This is a genomic window from Bacillus sp. JJ1562 (genome assembly GCF_036962705.1).
GTDB lineage: Bacteria > Bacillota > Bacilli > Bacillales > Bacillaceae_L > Ferdinandcohnia.
This window is the reverse complement of record NZ_JBALOQ010000069.1, coordinates 1-16,701: the sequence shown is the minus strand read 5'-3', so window position 1 is coordinate 16,701 and position 16,701 is coordinate 1. Positions and strand designations below refer to the sequence as shown.

Annotated in this window: 14 protein-coding genes; all 14 read right to left on the bottom strand. The window is 37.1% G+C overall.

The window, feature by feature from the left end:
- Positions 1-3 precede the first annotated feature (3 nt).
- The 14 genes from mutS to V7097_RS25145 all read right to left on the bottom strand — a co-directional run bounded on the left by mutS (position 4) and on the right by V7097_RS25145 (position 16,562).
- Positions 4-2,601 carry a DNA mismatch repair protein MutS gene (gene mutS, locus V7097_RS25210; RefSeq protein WP_335706392.1) on the bottom strand — a complete coding sequence of 866 codons (2,598 nt, stop codon included), beginning with the start codon at positions 2,599-2,601 and terminating at the stop codon, positions 4-6.
- A gap of 120 nt (positions 2,602-2,721) precedes the next feature.
- Positions 2,722-3,264, bottom strand: a complete 543-nt coding sequence (locus V7097_RS25205; RefSeq protein ID WP_335706391.1) for an outer spore coat protein CotE — start codon at positions 3,262-3,264, stop codon at positions 2,722-2,724.
- A gap of 339 nt (positions 3,265-3,603) precedes the next feature.
- Entirely contained in the window at positions 3,604-4,035 is a 432-nt protein-coding gene (locus V7097_RS25200) for a RicAFT regulatory complex protein RicA family protein (RefSeq protein WP_335706390.1), read from the bottom strand.
- Between the two features lies 1 nt (position 4,036).
- The gene (gene miaB / locus V7097_RS25195) at positions 4,037-5,566 is read right to left on the bottom strand and encodes a tRNA (N6-isopentenyl adenosine(37)-C2)-methylthiotransferase MiaB (protein WP_335706389.1); all 1,530 of its coding nucleotides are present in this window, start codon (positions 5,564-5,566) and stop codon (positions 4,037-4,039) included.
- Between the two features lie 242 nt (positions 5,567-5,808).
- Positions 5,809-6,675: a 2-oxoacid:ferredoxin oxidoreductase subunit beta gene (locus V7097_RS25190; protein ID WP_335706388.1), complete on the bottom strand. Its 867-nt coding sequence runs from the start codon at positions 6,673-6,675 to the stop codon at positions 5,809-5,811.
- Position 6,676: 1 nt separating this feature from the next.
- Positions 6,677-8,413, bottom strand: coding sequence for a 2-oxoacid:acceptor oxidoreductase subunit alpha (locus V7097_RS25185; RefSeq protein ID WP_335706387.1), 1,737 nt, complete (start codon positions 8,411-8,413; stop codon positions 6,677-6,679).
- Positions 8,414-8,727: 314 nt separating this feature from the next.
- Positions 8,728-9,651, bottom strand: coding sequence for a dipeptidase (locus tag V7097_RS25180; RefSeq protein ID WP_335706386.1), 924 nt, complete (start codon positions 9,649-9,651; stop codon positions 8,728-8,730).
- Between the two features lie 289 nt (positions 9,652-9,940).
- A complete protein-coding gene (gene spoVS, locus V7097_RS25175) occupies positions 9,941-10,201 on the bottom strand; it encodes a stage V sporulation protein SpoVS (protein WP_003211281.1) in 261 nt (86 codons plus the stop codon).
- Positions 10,202-10,521: 320 nt separating this feature from the next.
- A complete protein-coding gene (locus V7097_RS25170) occupies positions 10,522-11,316 on the bottom strand; it encodes a TIGR00282 family metallophosphoesterase (RefSeq protein WP_335706385.1) in 795 nt (264 codons plus the stop codon).
- Positions 11,317-11,452: 136 nt separating this feature from the next.
- Positions 11,453-13,015 (bottom strand): ribonuclease Y, encoded by a 1,563-nt coding sequence (gene rny / locus V7097_RS25165; protein ID WP_335706384.1) that lies wholly within the window; start codon positions 13,013-13,015, stop codon positions 11,453-11,455.
- Positions 13,016-13,420: 405 nt separating this feature from the next.
- Positions 13,421-14,461, bottom strand: a complete 1,041-nt coding sequence (recA, locus tag V7097_RS25160) for a recombinase RecA (RefSeq protein WP_335706383.1) — start codon at positions 14,459-14,461, stop codon at positions 13,421-13,423.
- A gap of 264 nt (positions 14,462-14,725) precedes the next feature.
- The gene (locus V7097_RS25155) at positions 14,726-15,373 is read right to left on the bottom strand and encodes a DsbA family oxidoreductase (protein ID WP_335706382.1); all 648 of its coding nucleotides are present in this window, start codon (positions 15,371-15,373) and stop codon (positions 14,726-14,728) included.
- A complete protein-coding gene (locus tag V7097_RS25150) occupies positions 15,370-15,555 on the bottom strand; it encodes a hypothetical protein (protein WP_335706381.1) in 186 nt (61 codons plus the stop codon). The genes V7097_RS25155 and V7097_RS25150 overlap by 4 nt, the downstream gene beginning before the upstream one ends.
- A 92-nt stretch (positions 15,556-15,647) precedes the next feature.
- Positions 15,648-16,562: a VOC family protein gene (locus V7097_RS25145; protein ID WP_335706380.1), complete on the bottom strand. Its 915-nt coding sequence runs from the start codon at positions 16,560-16,562 to the stop codon at positions 15,648-15,650.
- Positions 16,563-16,701: the final 139 nt, after the last annotated feature.

Here is a 16,701-nt window from a genome sequence, read left to right as displayed (position 1 = left end):
ATTTTATGCTTTTAATTGCTTTTGAATTTCATATAACTGATTGATGGCTTCTAGTGGTGTAAGACCTAGAATGTCCATCTCTTTGATGGATTTCAATATATCCTTTTCTTTTGAAGAGATTGGCTTATCTTCTTTTTGATAGGTAGCCTTTGATTCCCCAAAAAATGAAAGCTGTAGATTGTTCGAAAGATCGATTGAATTTTCCCTCGTTGCCACGATTTCCTTTTCACCTTGTTCAAGCTGATTCAAAATTTCTTTTGCACGCTCAATTAATTTTTCTGGAAGTTCGGCAAGCTTTGCGACATGAATCCCATAGCTTTTATCTGCAGCCCCTTCTTTAATCTTGTGAAGGAATACAACACTATCGTTTTCCTCAATTGCACTTACATGAACATTTACTAGATTTTCAAGACTCGCTTCCAAATCTGTCAACTCATGATAATGCGTGGAAAATAGTGTGTGAGCTCCTATATTTTGATGAATATACTCAATAATTGCTTGGGCTAAAGCCATCCCATCATAAGTGGACGTGCCCCGACCAATTTCATCAAATAATAATAAACTATTTGATGTTGCATTCACAATCGCGTTTTTTGCTTCGAGCATTTCAACCATAAATGTACTTTGGCCAGAAATTAAATCATCTGCTGCTCCAATTCGTGTAAATACTTGATCATAGATCGGTAAAACCGCTTCACTTGCTGGAACAAAGCAGCCAATTTGGGCCAATATCGAAGTAAGGGCAATTTGTCTCATGTACGTACTCTTACCAGACATATTTGGACCTGTGATGAGTAGTAATGAACGGTCATCCTCCATCATACAATCATTCGGTACATATTCCTGTGCTTGCATCACTTTCTCAACAACCGGGTGCCGTCCATCTTTAATAATAAGCTTGTCCTCAGAAAAATGAGGCATACAATAATGGCGCTCCTCGCTAATTGTTGCGAAGCACTGTAGCACATCAAGTTCACTAATGATCCTTGCTAAAGACTGAAGTCTTGGAATATATCCTTTTACTTGTTCTCGAATTTCAAGAAAAAGATCATATTCCAATTGGACAATCTTTTCCTCTGCTTCAAGAATTAATGTTTCTTTTTCTTTAAGCTCTGGGGTGATAAAGCGTTCTGCATTTGATAAAGTTTGTTTTCTTTCGTACATACCTTCCTGTAGAAACTGCAGGTTTGCCTTTGTCACTTCAATATAATAGCCAAATACACGGTTATATCCAATTTTTAAGGACTTGATTCCAGTTTTCTCTCGTTCCTGTTTTTCCAAGGATGCTATCCATGTTTTCCCGTTCCGACTTGCATCACGATATTGGTCAAGAGTGTTGTTGAAACCATCCTTAATAATATCTCCTTCCTTAATTGTCATTGGAGGTGATTCCTTAATGGAACGCTGCAAAAGCTCTGTGAGAGATTCACACAGATCCATTTGTTTTCCGAGATTGTCTGCATATGGGTGTTGTAGCTGGGTCATGAGATTGTAAATTCCCGGAACTTGCTCCAGTGATTTTTTTAATTGTAACAGGTCCCTAGCGTTCACATTTCCATAAGCTACTCTTCCAGCAAGACGTTCCAAATCATAGACTTCCTTTAATAAATCCCTTAATTCTAACCGTTCAAAATACTGATCAATAAAGGTTTGAACCATATTTAGACGGGCTTCAATATCATTTCTATTTAATAATGGTCTGTCAATCCATTGCTTTAACAGGCGTCCGCCCATTGCAGTAACGGTTTGATCTAAAAGCCATAATAAAGATCCTTTCTTTCCTTTACTTCGAATTGTTTCGGTAAGCTCCAAGTTACGCTTAGAATATAGGTCTATTTTCATAAATTGATTTGTATAAAAAATGCGAACATGTTGTAAATGATCAAGTGATCGTTTTTGTGTTTTCATTAAATAATTTAATAATCTTCCGAACGTGAGAACTAACTTTTCATCCTCAAGACCTTGAGTAAGATGTTGTAAGTGATCAGCTACATCGCTATTATCTTCATATGAAATTGTAACTTGACAGCGCTCCACCATTGCTTTTTTATATATTTCATCAAAATCAGATGGAACAACTACCTCTTTTACACCATTTGCATAAATTTCTCCGATGACATCTTCAAAATGAGTAGACAATAATGAAACCCGATTTTCTCCCGTTGATAAGTCCGTTAAAGCAAAACCAAAATGACCATCTAAAAAACCTGTTACAGATGCTAAAAAATTATTCTCTTTATCTAAAAGGTTTTTTCCCTCCATCACAGTTCCAGGTGTGATTAATTGAACTACCTCACGTTTGACAACACCTTGTGCCTGTCTTGGATCTTCGGTTTGCTCACAAATTGCCACTTTATATCCTTGGTTCACTAATTGTTCAATATATCCAGCAGCCGAATGATAAGGGACCCCACACATTGGGATTTTTTCATCCGGACCGCCTCCTCTAGCGGTTAATGTAATCTCTAACACTTGGGATGCTTTTATCGCATCCTCAAAAAACATTTCGTAAAAATCTCCAAGTCGAAAAAATAAAAAGGCATCTTGATAATCTGCCTTAATCGCTAAATATTGTTTTATCATCGGCGTATACTCTGCCATTTATTAATCCCCCAACACTTTGATTCTTTCAATATTATATCACAAGATAAAAATATGGTGGGCAGGACTTGTCTTCCAATACATGAAAAAAAACTAGGAAGTCGTGCCTCCTAGTTTCAATTATTCTTCTAAGTCCCCGACTAAGAAATCAGGATTTAAATCTTCAAATTCTTCGTCGTCTACATCCCAGTCTTTTACGTCGTCATAGCATCCATCAGGATTCACGTGGACGCAAACCTTTGTTTCCCCAATAATTTCAGCAAGTAGCTCTCTTTCAACCTCTACGAGAATTTTATTCCCATTAGGTGATATCGTACATTCTAAGCAATTTGGCTGTTGCAATACATCAACAATCACGTCACAGTCATCACCTAAGAAATTCTCATCTCTATACTTTAGTTTGATGTAGTCTTTGTATGAAAGAGTTTCAGTAACAACCTCTGTTTTTGTATTGTTACCAAAAGAATACCACACGTTAACATCAAAAGTACCATGTACGACTACCTTGTTATCATCCTTCTCGGCCTTATAACTGTGGTTAATGATCCAGCATCCTAAAATGCTTGATGGGTGGTGTGGTGGAGAAATTGTAAAAGTAGACTGCGAAAACTTACGTCCCTTACCTACAACAGCTTTTGTGATAATCTCTCTGTATTCAGACATTCGAACAAACCCTCCTCAATCAATCTTCAATTCATCCTATGCGGGACATTTGACTAGTGTGCTAAAGACTGATTTCTTTTTCAAAACTTTTTACAAGCCACTTCGAAGTTTTTCTTGTCAGTACATGAAAAAAGTTGAATAAGCAATTCAAGTTAAAATTACTATAAAAACGCATTGTACTTCTTTTTATACTTCAACCTTACAATTTCCGTATAATTCATTGTATGCGGGTTCGCCCATTTATGTACCTTTTTTTAAAAGCCGTACAAGCAAAAATAATAAAACTGGCATGACCAAGCAAAAAAAAAGGCAAAAGCTCCATGCTTTTGCCTCAAATCTTTAGTGGCAACCACAGCCACTTTTGTTATTCACTTTTGAACCAGTTTCACCTGCTAATAAATCTCCACCAGTAGATGTAATAATCTCATTTGTTACATTGTTTGAAATGGTATGTGCTACAAGCTGTAAAAGGTCATTCACTTCAACTTGTGAGTTTTTGAATTCTTCTACAACTGGTATGCTATCAAGCTCTGCTTGTAGATTATCAATCTTTTCTTCAACTTGTTTTAATGCTTCAGACTTACCATAGTGCTGGAAATTAACAGCTTGTTTTTGCAGGCTTTTAATTGTTTCAATAATTTCTTGAACCTTTTTGTTCTGGTTGATTTGTTCTTCTGCACGCTTAAAGAAATCAACTTCTTCTGTTTCTGCAATCATTTTTGCAAGCTCTGTTGCACGTTCGACGATTTGCTCTTTTGTGTATTCTGCCATTTTAGTTCACCTCTACCGCTTCTTCGATCATTTCCCCATCTAATGACCAAGTTTTTGCTTGTATTATTTTTACTTTAACAATTTTACCAATTGCTGATTTTGGACCTTTGAAGTTGACCAGTTTATTTTTACTTGTGTATCCAGCTAAAACATCCGGATTGTTTTTACTTTCCCCTTCAACAAGAACTTCAACAATTTGATCCTGGTATGCAAGATTTTTCTTTGCAGAAATTTCATTTACAAGTGCATTTAGACGCTGAAGTCTTTCCTTCTTCACTTCCATTGAAATGTTGTCTTCCATTTTAGCAGCTGGAGTTCCTTCACGTGGTGAATAAATGAAGGTATATGCTGAATCAAATTCTACCTCTTTATATAGAGAAAGAGTTTCTTCGAATTGTTCATCTGTTTCATTAGGAAAACCAACAATAATATCTGTCGTAAAGGAAGCATCCGGAATTTGTTCCTTCATTTTTCGAACCAACTCTAAATATGACTCTCTTGTGTATTTACGAGACATTAATTTTAATACCCCTGAGCTTCCAGATTGTACAGGAAGATGGATATGCTCCATAAGGTTTCCACCTTTAGCAAGTACTTCAATTAAATGATCATCGAAATCACGAGGGTGACTTGTTGTGAAACGAATTCGTGGGATGTCGATTTTACGAATCTCATCCATTAAGTCTCCTAAACCATATTTGATATCTGTAAAGTCTTTACCATATGCATTTACGTTTTGACCAAGTAGGGTAATTTCTTTATAGCCTTGTCTTGCTAAGTGACGCACCTCTTCAATAATATCCTCTGGGCGACGGCTACGTTCCTTACCACGAGTATAAGGAACAATACAGTAAGTACAGAATTTATCACAGCCGTACATAATGTTTACCCAACCCTTGATACTCCCTTTACGTACTTTAGGAAGGTTTTCAATGATGTCACCTTCTTTAGACCATACTTCAACAACCATCTCTTTACTAAACATTGCTTCTTTAACAATGTTAGGAAGACGGTGTATATTATGTGTACCAAAGATCATATCGATAAATTGATGTTTTTGAAGGATTTTATTAACTACTGATTCTTCCTGGGACATGCATCCACAAACCCCAATTAAAAGATTAGGATTTTGCATTTTTAATGGTTTTAAATGCCCAATTTCACCAAACACTTTATTTTCTGCGTTTTCACGAATCGCACAAGTATTAAGTAAAATAATGTCAGCATCCTCGGTATTTTCAGTAGGCTCATAGCCCATTTCCATAAAAATACCGGCCATTACTTCCGTATCGTGCTCATTCATTTGACAACCATACGTACGGATTAAAAAGCGTTTTCCTTTTCCTGCATTCATCATGTCCTCGGGAATCGAAAATTCTTTTAAGTAATTGACCTGTTCTTTACCACGTTTCTTCGCATCTTTTAAAGAAGGTGGTTGATAAACGGATTGAAAATACTTACTGTAATCCTTTTCGGATTTTTTGTCCGCAGGTTTTACTTGAGTAATTTCAAGACGTTGCTTTTCGTTCATGTGGTATCTCCTTCCTTTTTACAAAAACTATCTTTTAAATAATCTTTTACGCTACAAACCTACACATGAAACTAGTATAAGGTTTAACAAGTTTTAATACAATAAAACCATAAAAATGTAGAAATTTGTACATTTTTAGTAGCCTAGACATACATGCCTATTTTATCATTCAAAAAACAGTGAGTAAAGATATAACAAAATACCCTACTAAGAGAAAAATCCTTAGTAGGGTTTTGGTCTAATTACATAAATTCTGAAACAAGCTTATTGAACTTTTCTTCATCTAGATTCAAATCAGAATGGACGAGTGGAGTTTCATTATATCCATGCACAAGTTCCTGGTAGGAAGGCTTTTCTGTATTTTGATAGATAATCCCTGTAACAAGACTATTATGCTTCATTAATGTCTGCATAGCCACTGAACGATCAGAAGGATCATACCCTTCTACATCCGATAGTTTTGTTAGGTTTTCTTTAAACCAGTCATATGTGTTCACTTTGTTGTATGTAACACAAGGGCTAAATACATTAATCAAGGAGAAGCCTTTATGCTTAATTCCAGCTTCAATTATTGCTGTTAAATCTTTAAGATCCGTTGAGAAGCTCTGCGCAACAAAAGTTGCCCCGGCAGTTAAAGCCATTTCCATAACGGATAGGGCAGACTCAATTGAACCTTGTGGCGTACTCTTTGTTTTAAAGCCCATTTCACTTCTTGGTGAAGTTTGACCTTTTGTTAAACCATAAATTTGGTTATCCATAACAATGTATGTGATATCGATATTACGACGAATCGCATGAATTGTATGGCTCATTCCAATTGCATAACCATCACCGTCTCCACCAGAAGCAATCACTGTTAAGTCACGATTAGCCATTTTTACCCCTTGAGCAATTGGTAATGAACGTCCATGAATACCGTGTAATCCGTAGGCATTGATATATCCAGAAATACGTCCAGAACATCCAATTCCTGAAATAACAGCTAGTTGTTCAGGCACAAGTCCAACATTTGCAGCTGCACGTTGCATCGCTGCTTGTACGGAGAAGTCTCCACATCCTGGACACCAGTTAGGTTTTACATTATTACGAAAGTCTTTAAATGTTGCCATATTAGAACAACTCCTTACATTTTGTGTGAACTTCATGAGGTAGGAACGGATTACCGTCATACTTTAAGAAATTAGTAATCTTGTCTGCATGTCCTACATTCATCTTCATAATGTTTGCGAGCTGACCTGTAGCGTTATTTTCAACCACTAATACTTTTTTAGCTGATTGAACTAACGGTAATAATTCGTCTGTTGGGAATGGGTGGATTAACCGAATTTGTGCATGGTTCACTTTAATACCATCAGTCTCAAGACGAGTCATTGCTTCCTCAATCACACCTCGAGTGGAGTTAAAACCAACAACTAAAAGGTCTGCAACTTCATGTTTCACATTTTTATGAACAGGAGTCTTGAATTGAATGTTTTTAATCTTCTTAAGGCGTTTCTCCATTTGATCCTTACGGTTGCTTGCAACCTCAGATGGTTTACCTTGTTCATTATGTTCAACGCCCGTTACATGGTGGATCCCATTCTTCACACCTGGAACTACACGAGGAGATATACCACTATCAGTCACTTCATAGCGTTTAAAGTATTCCTTATTCTCTAATTCTGGTAATTCATCATCAAGAATTAGATTTCCACGTCTAATTTCAATCTTAGAATAATCAAGTGGTTCAACTGTTTGCTTACCAAGTGAAAGCTGTAAATCTGTTAGAAAAATAACCGGACATTGATATTCTTCAGCTAGGTTGAATGCTTCAATTATGTCATAGAAAGCTTCCTGAACAGTACTTGGAGCCATTACGATCTTAGGAATCTCTCCGTGAGTACCATAAATCATTGCCATTAAATCAGATTGTTCTTGCTTTGTTGGAAGACCTGTACTCGGGCCTCCACGTTGTGTATCAATAATTACAAGCGGAGTTTCTGTAATACCTGATAGTCCGATTGATTCCATCATTAATGATAAACCTGGTCCAGCGGAAGCAGTAAAAGCACGAACACCTGCATAGTTAGAGCCAATAGCCATAGTACAAGCGGCAATCTCGTCTTCTGTTTGGATAACAGTTCCACCAAAATCAGGTAATTTGCTAATTAAGTATTCCATGATTTCAGAAGCTGGGGTAATTGGGTATGCAGGCATAAATCTTGCTCCACCTGCAAGAGCACCCAAAGCGATTGCGTCATTACCGATCATGAACATGCGTTGCTTTCCGTCTGCTTTTTCTAGCTTCATTTTTACGTCTTCACTAAGTTCATTTTGTAAGAATTCGCTACCTGCTTTGATTGCTTCCATATTCTTTTCTACAACTTGCTGACCTTTTCGACCAAAAATTTCTTCTACTACATTTAGATATACATTTAAATCAAGGTCTAATAATGAGCTAGTTGCACCAATTGCAACCATGTTTTTCATAAGGGAAGTTCCAAGTTCAGTTGCGATACCGGTAAAAGGAATAGAATACAAATGAACATTGGTGTTTTCAGGAATGGTTGGTCCGAATTTAGCATCCGCTAACACTACTCCACCATCTCGTAACTCATGAAAATTAAAATCAATTGTTTCCTGGTCAAAAGCTACTAAAATATCAAGATCGTCTGAAATTGAACGAACTTGAGTTGTACTCACTCGAATTTTATTATTTGTATGTCCACCTTTAATACGTGATGAAAAGTGGCGATAACCGTATAAATAGTAGCCTAAACGATTTAGAGCTATGGAAAAGATTTCACCTGTACTCTCGATTCCTTCCCCTTGTTGTCCGCCAACTTTCCACGAAAGTTGATTGATCATGACTTACACCCCTTTGGAATACGTTCTATATAAGATTTTTTTAGGTTTAAGTGTATAGCACTTTCCAACTGAGCTGTAATTGCTATATTATGTAAATACTAGTGATAAGAAAAAGGACCTTTTTCAACAACAAATATGGGAGAAATTCACCAAAAATGAAGTGCAAAAAGCTGCCCAAATTTATCCTGTCGGATATGTACTAAACGCTTTCATTCTAGACCTATCAACGAAAAAAAGCAACCCTTAGTAAGCAAATTATGAAGAAAAATGCATATTTTTTTATTTTTCAATCAATTTTGTTTTATTACCTTTATCTAAACTGGTAAATTAGCTACAAAATTATTAAACAGGAATTTTTTCACCTGGCTATCTGAATAATGGTTTAACAAATTATTAATAAGTCCATCGTACCCAGAGAAGCTTTCAAGTCCGGTGGTTGTATCTGTTATACCATCAAAATCAGAGCCAAATCCAACATGGTTTTCTCCACCTAATGAACAAATATAGTCAAGATGTTTTAATACATCATCTGTTGATGCACTACCATTATTACTTAAAAATTGCGGGACAAACGTGATTCCAATCATACCGTTCTTTTGGAAGAGTGCACGAATTTGATCATCCTGTAGATTGCGTCGGTGATTGCAAATTGCGATCGCATTTGAATGAGATGCAATCGGGTAATCGGCTATTTCCATGACATCCCAATACCCTTTTATAGATAAGTGAGATACATCTGTCCATATTAATGCCTCATTGTGCTCCTTCACAACCTCTTTCCCAAAGCTTGTTAACCCTCCTCCTCGTGGTTCTTCTACGCCATCGGCAACAAAATTGGCGTAATTCCATGTTAAACCTACAGATGATACTCCAAGCCTAATTAACGTTTGAAGCTTAACTATACTTTGATCAATTGCATCACATCCTTCAAGCGTTAAGAAAACACCTATTTCATTTTCTTTTAAGGCTAAGATATCCTTTCTTGTTCGTACAAGTTTTAATAATGGAAAAGGAGCAATTACTTTCTTATAAAATATTTCTATCATTTCTAAAGCCGCTTCAAATCGGCTTTCAGGCCTTATTCCTACAGGAATATAGATTGCAAAGCATTGCACCTTGCTACCTGATGCTTTTAATTGATTGTATGTAATATGTAATTTCGGTGAGTCTGCAAAATCAATGGTCGGATCCATCCACATTTTATATAAAACATCTGAATGTGCATCAAATATTTTCACAACATTCAACTCCCTTATCAAATGCGCCTTGGCGTATTTGCGCCCAGATTTTTTAGGCCCACACGATGTGGGTCACAAAGACGAAGACATCAGGACGTGGCGTTCTTAGTCTTTGATCCTATGCTCGAAAAATTTCCTTTGAAAATCTTTGACATCCGCCGGTGGCTATAACATTATTCAGCACGATGCTGAATAATGTTATATATTTTACACAAAAATACCTGTTTGTCTCATTAGACAAACAGGTTACTACCCGTCACTTGACCACTTTATAAAAAAACACATATGATTATCGTGGTTCAACGATTAATTTAATAGCAGTTCTTTCTTCCCCATCAATTAGAATATCAGTAAATGCTGGAATACAAATTAGGTCCACTCCACTCGGTGCCACAAACCCTCTAGCTATCGCTACTGCTTTCACTGCCTGATTCAATGCACCAGCTCCAATCGCCTGGATTTCTGCAGCTCCTCTTTCACGCAATACACCCGCAAGCGCCCCAGCTACAGAGTTAGGATTAGATTTTGCTGAAACTTTTAATATTTCCATTTCTACTTTCCTCCTTGTACTTTACAATGTTTCCCTGAGTGATCGGTAGAACCATACAAACTAATAACGACTGACAAATTTGCGATCTACTTTTCTAATTCTATGATTCTAAAATGATCACAAGACTTACCAGAGGCTATCTTTATTCAACCAGGGATTACCGAGTCTGAGTTGAACAACGAATAATGATCCCATAACTACTATATTCACTAGAAACTACCAGTATTCCTGCTTGTTCTTAAGTTTTTTCTAAAAATTCAAAATCCTATTCAAAACATAAAAAAACCAAGATATTTTTATTGATATCTTGGTTGGAAATTTCAGTCGAAAAATGGATGATCATCATTAATGAGGATACGTTGAATCCCTTTTGCTTTTCCGCTCTTTTGGTCTACATCAACGATTACTCCATTTAATTGGGTTCTTCCTTGATTGACCTCAAAGCGCGCCGGTAATGCCGTTTTAAATTTATGGATGACAGCTTCTTTATCCATACCTAAAATGCCATCATATGGCCCTGTCATTCCTACATCTGTGATAAATGCAGTGCCTTGAGGTAAAACACGATTGTCGGCTGTTTGTACATGTGTGTGTGTTCCAACGACAGCTGTTACTCTTCCGTCAAGATACCAGCCCATAGCGATTTTTTCACTTGTGGCTTCCGCATGAAAATCAACAAAAATAATGGAAGTTCGTTTTTTTGCTTGTTCTATTAATTCGTCGCACCTTGTAAACGGATCGTCAATAGCCGGAAGAAATGTTCGCCCTTGCAAATTAATAATCGCAATCTCTTGACCATTCACTTTACTATACATTAGCCCTTGACCCGGAGTTCCTTCAGGGAAATTTGCAGGTCGAATCATGTTCTTCGCAGTATCTATAAACTCGAAAATATCCTTATTGTCCCATGTATGATTACCTAGAGTAATTGCTTGAACACCGTTCTCTAGAAATTGGTTATAGATTTTTTTTGTAATTCCTCTACCCGATGCTGCATTTTCACCATTCACGATTGTAAGCGTCGGATGGAATTTTGCCTTTAGTTTCGGAAGATATTCTCGGATCATATCTCTTCCTGGTGATCCGACGACATCACCTATAAATAAAATCTTCATGTAAAAGCCCCTTTCTTAACAAGTGAAGCACAAAATACGAAAAATCTCAATGTTGATGGCCATTTTTTAGGTGATTTATCAGTGAGAACTTTTTCAATCATTTTGACAAAAAAATAAAGTGGCCAATTTGGCCACTTTATTTTGCGTATTCAACCGCTCTTGTTTCACGAATGACGGTTACCTTGATATGACCCGGATAATCCAATTCTTCTTCGATTCGTTTACGGATATCGCGAGCCAATCGATGTGCATTTAGATCATCGATCGCATCAGGTTTTACGATAATTCTGACTTCACGTCCAGCTTGTATAGCAAAGGATTTTTCAACACCTTCATAGGATTCTGAAATCTCCTCAAGCTTTTCAAGGCGACGGATATAGTTTTCAAGTGTCTCACTTCTAGCACCAGGTCTTGCCGCAGATAAAGCATCAGCTGCTGCAACTAATACAGCGATAATAGATGTTGGTTCTGTATCACCATGGTGGGAAGCAATACTATTGATTACAATTGGATGCTCTTTATACTTCGTAGCTAGCTCTACACCGATTTCAACGTGGCTACCTTCCACTTCATGGTCAATAGCTTTACCGATATCATGTAATAATCCAGCACGACGAGCAAGTGTTTCATCTTCACCTAACTCAGCAGCCATTAAGCCTGCTAAGAATGATACTTCCATTGAGTGCTTTAAGACGTTTTGGCCATAGCTTGTACGATACTTCAAGCGACCTAAAATCTTAATTAAATCCGGATGGAGTCCATGAACACCAACCTCAAAGGTTGTTTGTTCACCCACTTCACGAATATACTCATCAACTTCACGTCTTGATTTATCAACCATCTCTTCAATCCGGGCTGGATGAATACGTCCGTCTTGAACAAGTTTTTCAAGTGCGATTCTCGCTGTTTCACGGCGAATTGGATCAAAGCCAGATAAAATAACTGCCTCAGGTGTATCATCAATAATAAGGTCAATACCCGTTAATGTTTCAAGAGTACGGATGTTTCGTCCTTCACGACCAATAATACGACCTTTCATCTCATCATTTGGCAAGTTAACTACAGAAACTGTAGTTTCTGCGACATGATCAGCGGCACATCTTTGAATAGCAAGTGAAAGGATTTCTTTTGCCTTTTTATCAGCTTCTTCCTTTGCACGATTTTCTGCTTCTTTCACCATCATCGCAATATCATGGGAAAGTTCATTTTCAATTCGTTCAAGGATGATTTGCTTTGCTTCTTCACGTGTTAAGCTAGAAATTCGCTCAAGTTCTGCTTGTTGCTTGTGTACCATTTCTTCCACTTTGCTTTCCATCTCTTCAATATGCTGTTGTCTTTGAACGAGAGAATCCTCTTTCTTTTCTAACATGGATTCACGTTTATCTAATGTTTCATCCTTGCGATCAAGGTTCTCTTCTTTTTGCATTAAACGATTTTCTTGTTTTTGTAGTTCGTTTCTTCGATCACGGGTTTCTTTTTCTGCCTCTGTACGAAGTTTGTGAATTTCATCTTTTGCCTCTAACAGTGCTTCCTTCTTTAATGAATCTGCTTCTCTATTTGCATCTTCAATTATTTGTTCGGCAACACCTTTTGCACCAGCAATTTTTGTTTCGGCAATTGATTTACGAACATAAAAGCCAACAATCGCACCGACGATTAGGCCAACCAAAGCGGAGATGATTATAGAAATGGGATCCATCTTCTTCACCTCCTCTTACTATGAACTTTTTCTTGCTAGATCAAAATGTCGGCATGTACATTTTTGTAACGTACAGCGCAAAGGCTTTTTAAGCTAATCAGAGTCTTAGGTTACGACCGAAAGCAGCTGAACTACTCCGGGTCTGAATAGCAAAAGCTCAAAACGAGTTTTGCTTCTAACGTTTTAATTCTAACAAAATGTAAAATATACATTTTAATTGTAAATGTGTGAATTTTTATTGTCAAGGGCTGTCAGAAATAGTGTTACATGAAAATGGAAATTTTCTGTAGTTGAATTGTTAATATTAGGGTTTTGAGAGGGAAGGAGAAATTTTCTTAAGTGTTGTAAAGTGTAAGTTTTTGGAGAAATTGAAGAAGAGACACAATTGCTGTGTCTCCATACTCATTAGTCTTGTAAGTCAAACTCATCTTGCTCTTCATCTGCAGGTACTACTACATCACCGTCAAGTCCATAATGATTTCTAATTTGCTGAAGGATTTCATCACGTACATCAGGATTTTCTTTTAAGAATTGTTTTGCATTTTCACGACCTTGACCTACTCGCTCTTCCTTATAAGAATACCATGACCCGCTCTTTTGGACGATATCGAGTTCAGCGCCTATATCGACAATTTCACCTTCAATTGAAATTCCTAATCCATACATAATGTCTACTTCTGCTGTTCTAAATGGAGGTGCTACTTTATTTTTCACGACCTTAACCTTTGTTCTATTACCTACGATTTCATTACCCTGTTTTAATTGTTCTGAACGACGAACTTCTAGTCTTACAGAAGAATAGAATTTAAGCGCACGTCCGCCTGGAGTTGTTTCTGGGTTTCCGAACATAACCCCAATTTTTTCACGAACTTGGTTTATGAATATTGCAATTGTATTTGATTTATTGATTGCACCTGATAGCTTTCGTAGTGCTTGTGACATTAGGCGGGCTTGTAGACCCATATGGGAGTCTCCCATCTCACCTTCAATTTCCGCTTTTGGAACGAGTGCTGCAACAGAGTCAACGACTAAAATATCGACTGCGCCACTTCGCACTAATGCTTCAGCTATTTCTAATGCTTGTTCACCAGTGTCTGGCTGAGATAATAATAATTCATCAATGTTTACACCTAATTTTTGCGCATAAACTGGATCAAGCGCATGCTCCGCGTCAATAAATGCTGCTTGTCCACCAGCTTTTTGTACTTCAGCAATTGCATGAAGTGCTACAGTTGTTTTACCAGAGCTCTCTGGCCCATATATTTCAATTATCCGTCCTCTTGGATATCCTCCAACACCTAATGCTACGTCTACTGCTAGTGAACCACTAGAAATAGTGGAAATTCTACGATCAGTTTGTTCTCCAAGCTTCATGATGGAGCCCTTACCAAACTGCTTCTCTATCTGCTTCAATGCCATCTCTAAGGCCGCTTGACGATCACTCACTTTTTTTCCTCCTTTATTCGTGAAACTACTATTACTATACAATGTTTTGTTCGATTTGCCAAGTAAAAAACGAACATTTATTCGGTTATTTTTATTAATAGTTTTTTCCCATAAATCCAATTTTTAATAGTTGAAAATCATATTTTCAAAGTTATAGAGACCATAAATTTTGAATTTTGACCTCATAAAAAATTCATACAACAATAAAAATAGCGTAAGCAATGAAGCTTACGTCATTTTTAAATATTTTCCCAACCGATTAACTTACTTATCGGTATGTTCTTCTTCCCATACCTTATCTAATACTTGATTGAACGATTCAACTGGTTGGGCACCAGAAACAGCATACTTGTTATCAAATACGAAGAAAGGAACACCTTGCACACCAACCGAACGTGCCTCGTTGATATCCTGAGTTACAATATCGGTATTGTCTTGATTTTCCATGATTTTGCGTACTTCCGTACCATCAAGACCTACTTCTTCCGCCAAACGGACGACAGTTTCTGAATCGTTCAGAATCTCACCCTCTGTAAAATGTGCCTTGTAAAAACGATTGAAAAATTCATTCCCTTTTCCTTGCTCTTTTGCATATTGGAAAACACGATGGGCATCGTACGTGCTTGTTAGTTTGGCATTGTCATAGTTGATTTCAACTCCTGAATTTTTTGCCATGTCTGTCACTTGTTTAAGCATTGACTTAGCCTGTTCAAGTGGCACTCCCTTCATGCTAGAAAAGGTTTCTGCATAGCTTTGACCAGGTACATATTTCGCATCTGGCATAAGTAAAAAGCTTTTATATTCTATTTCAACTTCTTTAGCATGGCTGAAGTTCTCTAATGCTTTATTAAGATGTGATTCCCCAATAAAACAAAAAGGACATACAAAATCTGACCAAATCGTTATTTTCATTTTTTTCCCTCTTCCTTTTGAATTACTGGACCACATATGCCAGTATTAACATCACAGACAAATCCTGAGGAACTGTCAAAATCAAAGCTCTTTAATTTCTTAACACCATTTAGTTCTTTCAATGCTCCATTAACATCTTTGCCATCTGTTGCTATTGATTTTGTTTGCTTTTCATTTAACATCGATTATTCCTCCTCTTCATGTCATTATTATTATTTTAAACGAAAATTCCCTTGATTTCTAATAATTGAACCGGATGACACCGTATCAGGGTTTATTCCTTATATGCATTCTGTATCTCCGCAAGATCAAGTTTTTTCATTTTTAGAACAGCCATATTAACACGTTCAATTTGTTCTGGTGTACCATTGCTCATCATCTCATCCATTTCTCGTGGCACAATTTGCCATGATAGTCCATACTTATCTTTTAACCATCCGCATTGCTCGGATTCTGGTACTGCAGATAGTTTATCCCAGTAGTAATCGATTTCTTCCTGTGTACCGCAATAAACCATAAACGAAATCGCCTCGTTGAAATTGAACTTTTGGACTTCGGCACTGTCCATTGCGGCAAACCACTGATTCTTTAATCTGAAATCAGAAAACATAATTGTTCCTTCTTTGTTAGGTTCCATGCCTACGGGGTAGCGTGCAATATGGCCCTGCTTAGAGTTCTTAAATACAGATACATAAAAATTAATAGCCTCTTCCGCTTTACCATATTTATCACCAACGAACAATAGAGACGGAATTATCGTTGGCCGCTCTTCACCTTCAGGATTGGTAAGAATTAGCTGCCACGACAAACCGTACTTATCTTGTATCCAGCCATATTTCTCACTGAACGGATACTTATCAAGTGGCATTAACACTGTGCCGCCTTCGGACAATTTGTTCCAAACCTCATTTATTTTTACATGCGTGTTCTTTTCTCGTGCAGGGTCAAAGTTAACGAAGAAAGATACTGATGGATTGAATTTGAAATAAGGTCCCGCACTAATTGCCATGAACTTCTGTCCCCACAACTCAAATGAAACTAAATCAGCATCACCCGATGGGGTATCGTGGAGTGTTGTTACTTTCGTAATGCTTGAGTCTGGAAAAATGGAAGTATAAAACTCTGCTGCTTCTTTCGCCTCCTTGTCATACCATAAATGCGGAACGATGTTTTGATTCGTTTTGGTCATTGTTATTTCTCCCTTATGTATTTTTAAATATTTTACCCATATAGATCCAGTTTTGATTACTTTTGACATTACTTTAATAAAAATCGTTAATTCAAATAAAAAGACGATCCATAAGGATCGCCTCAGACTGTAGACAAAC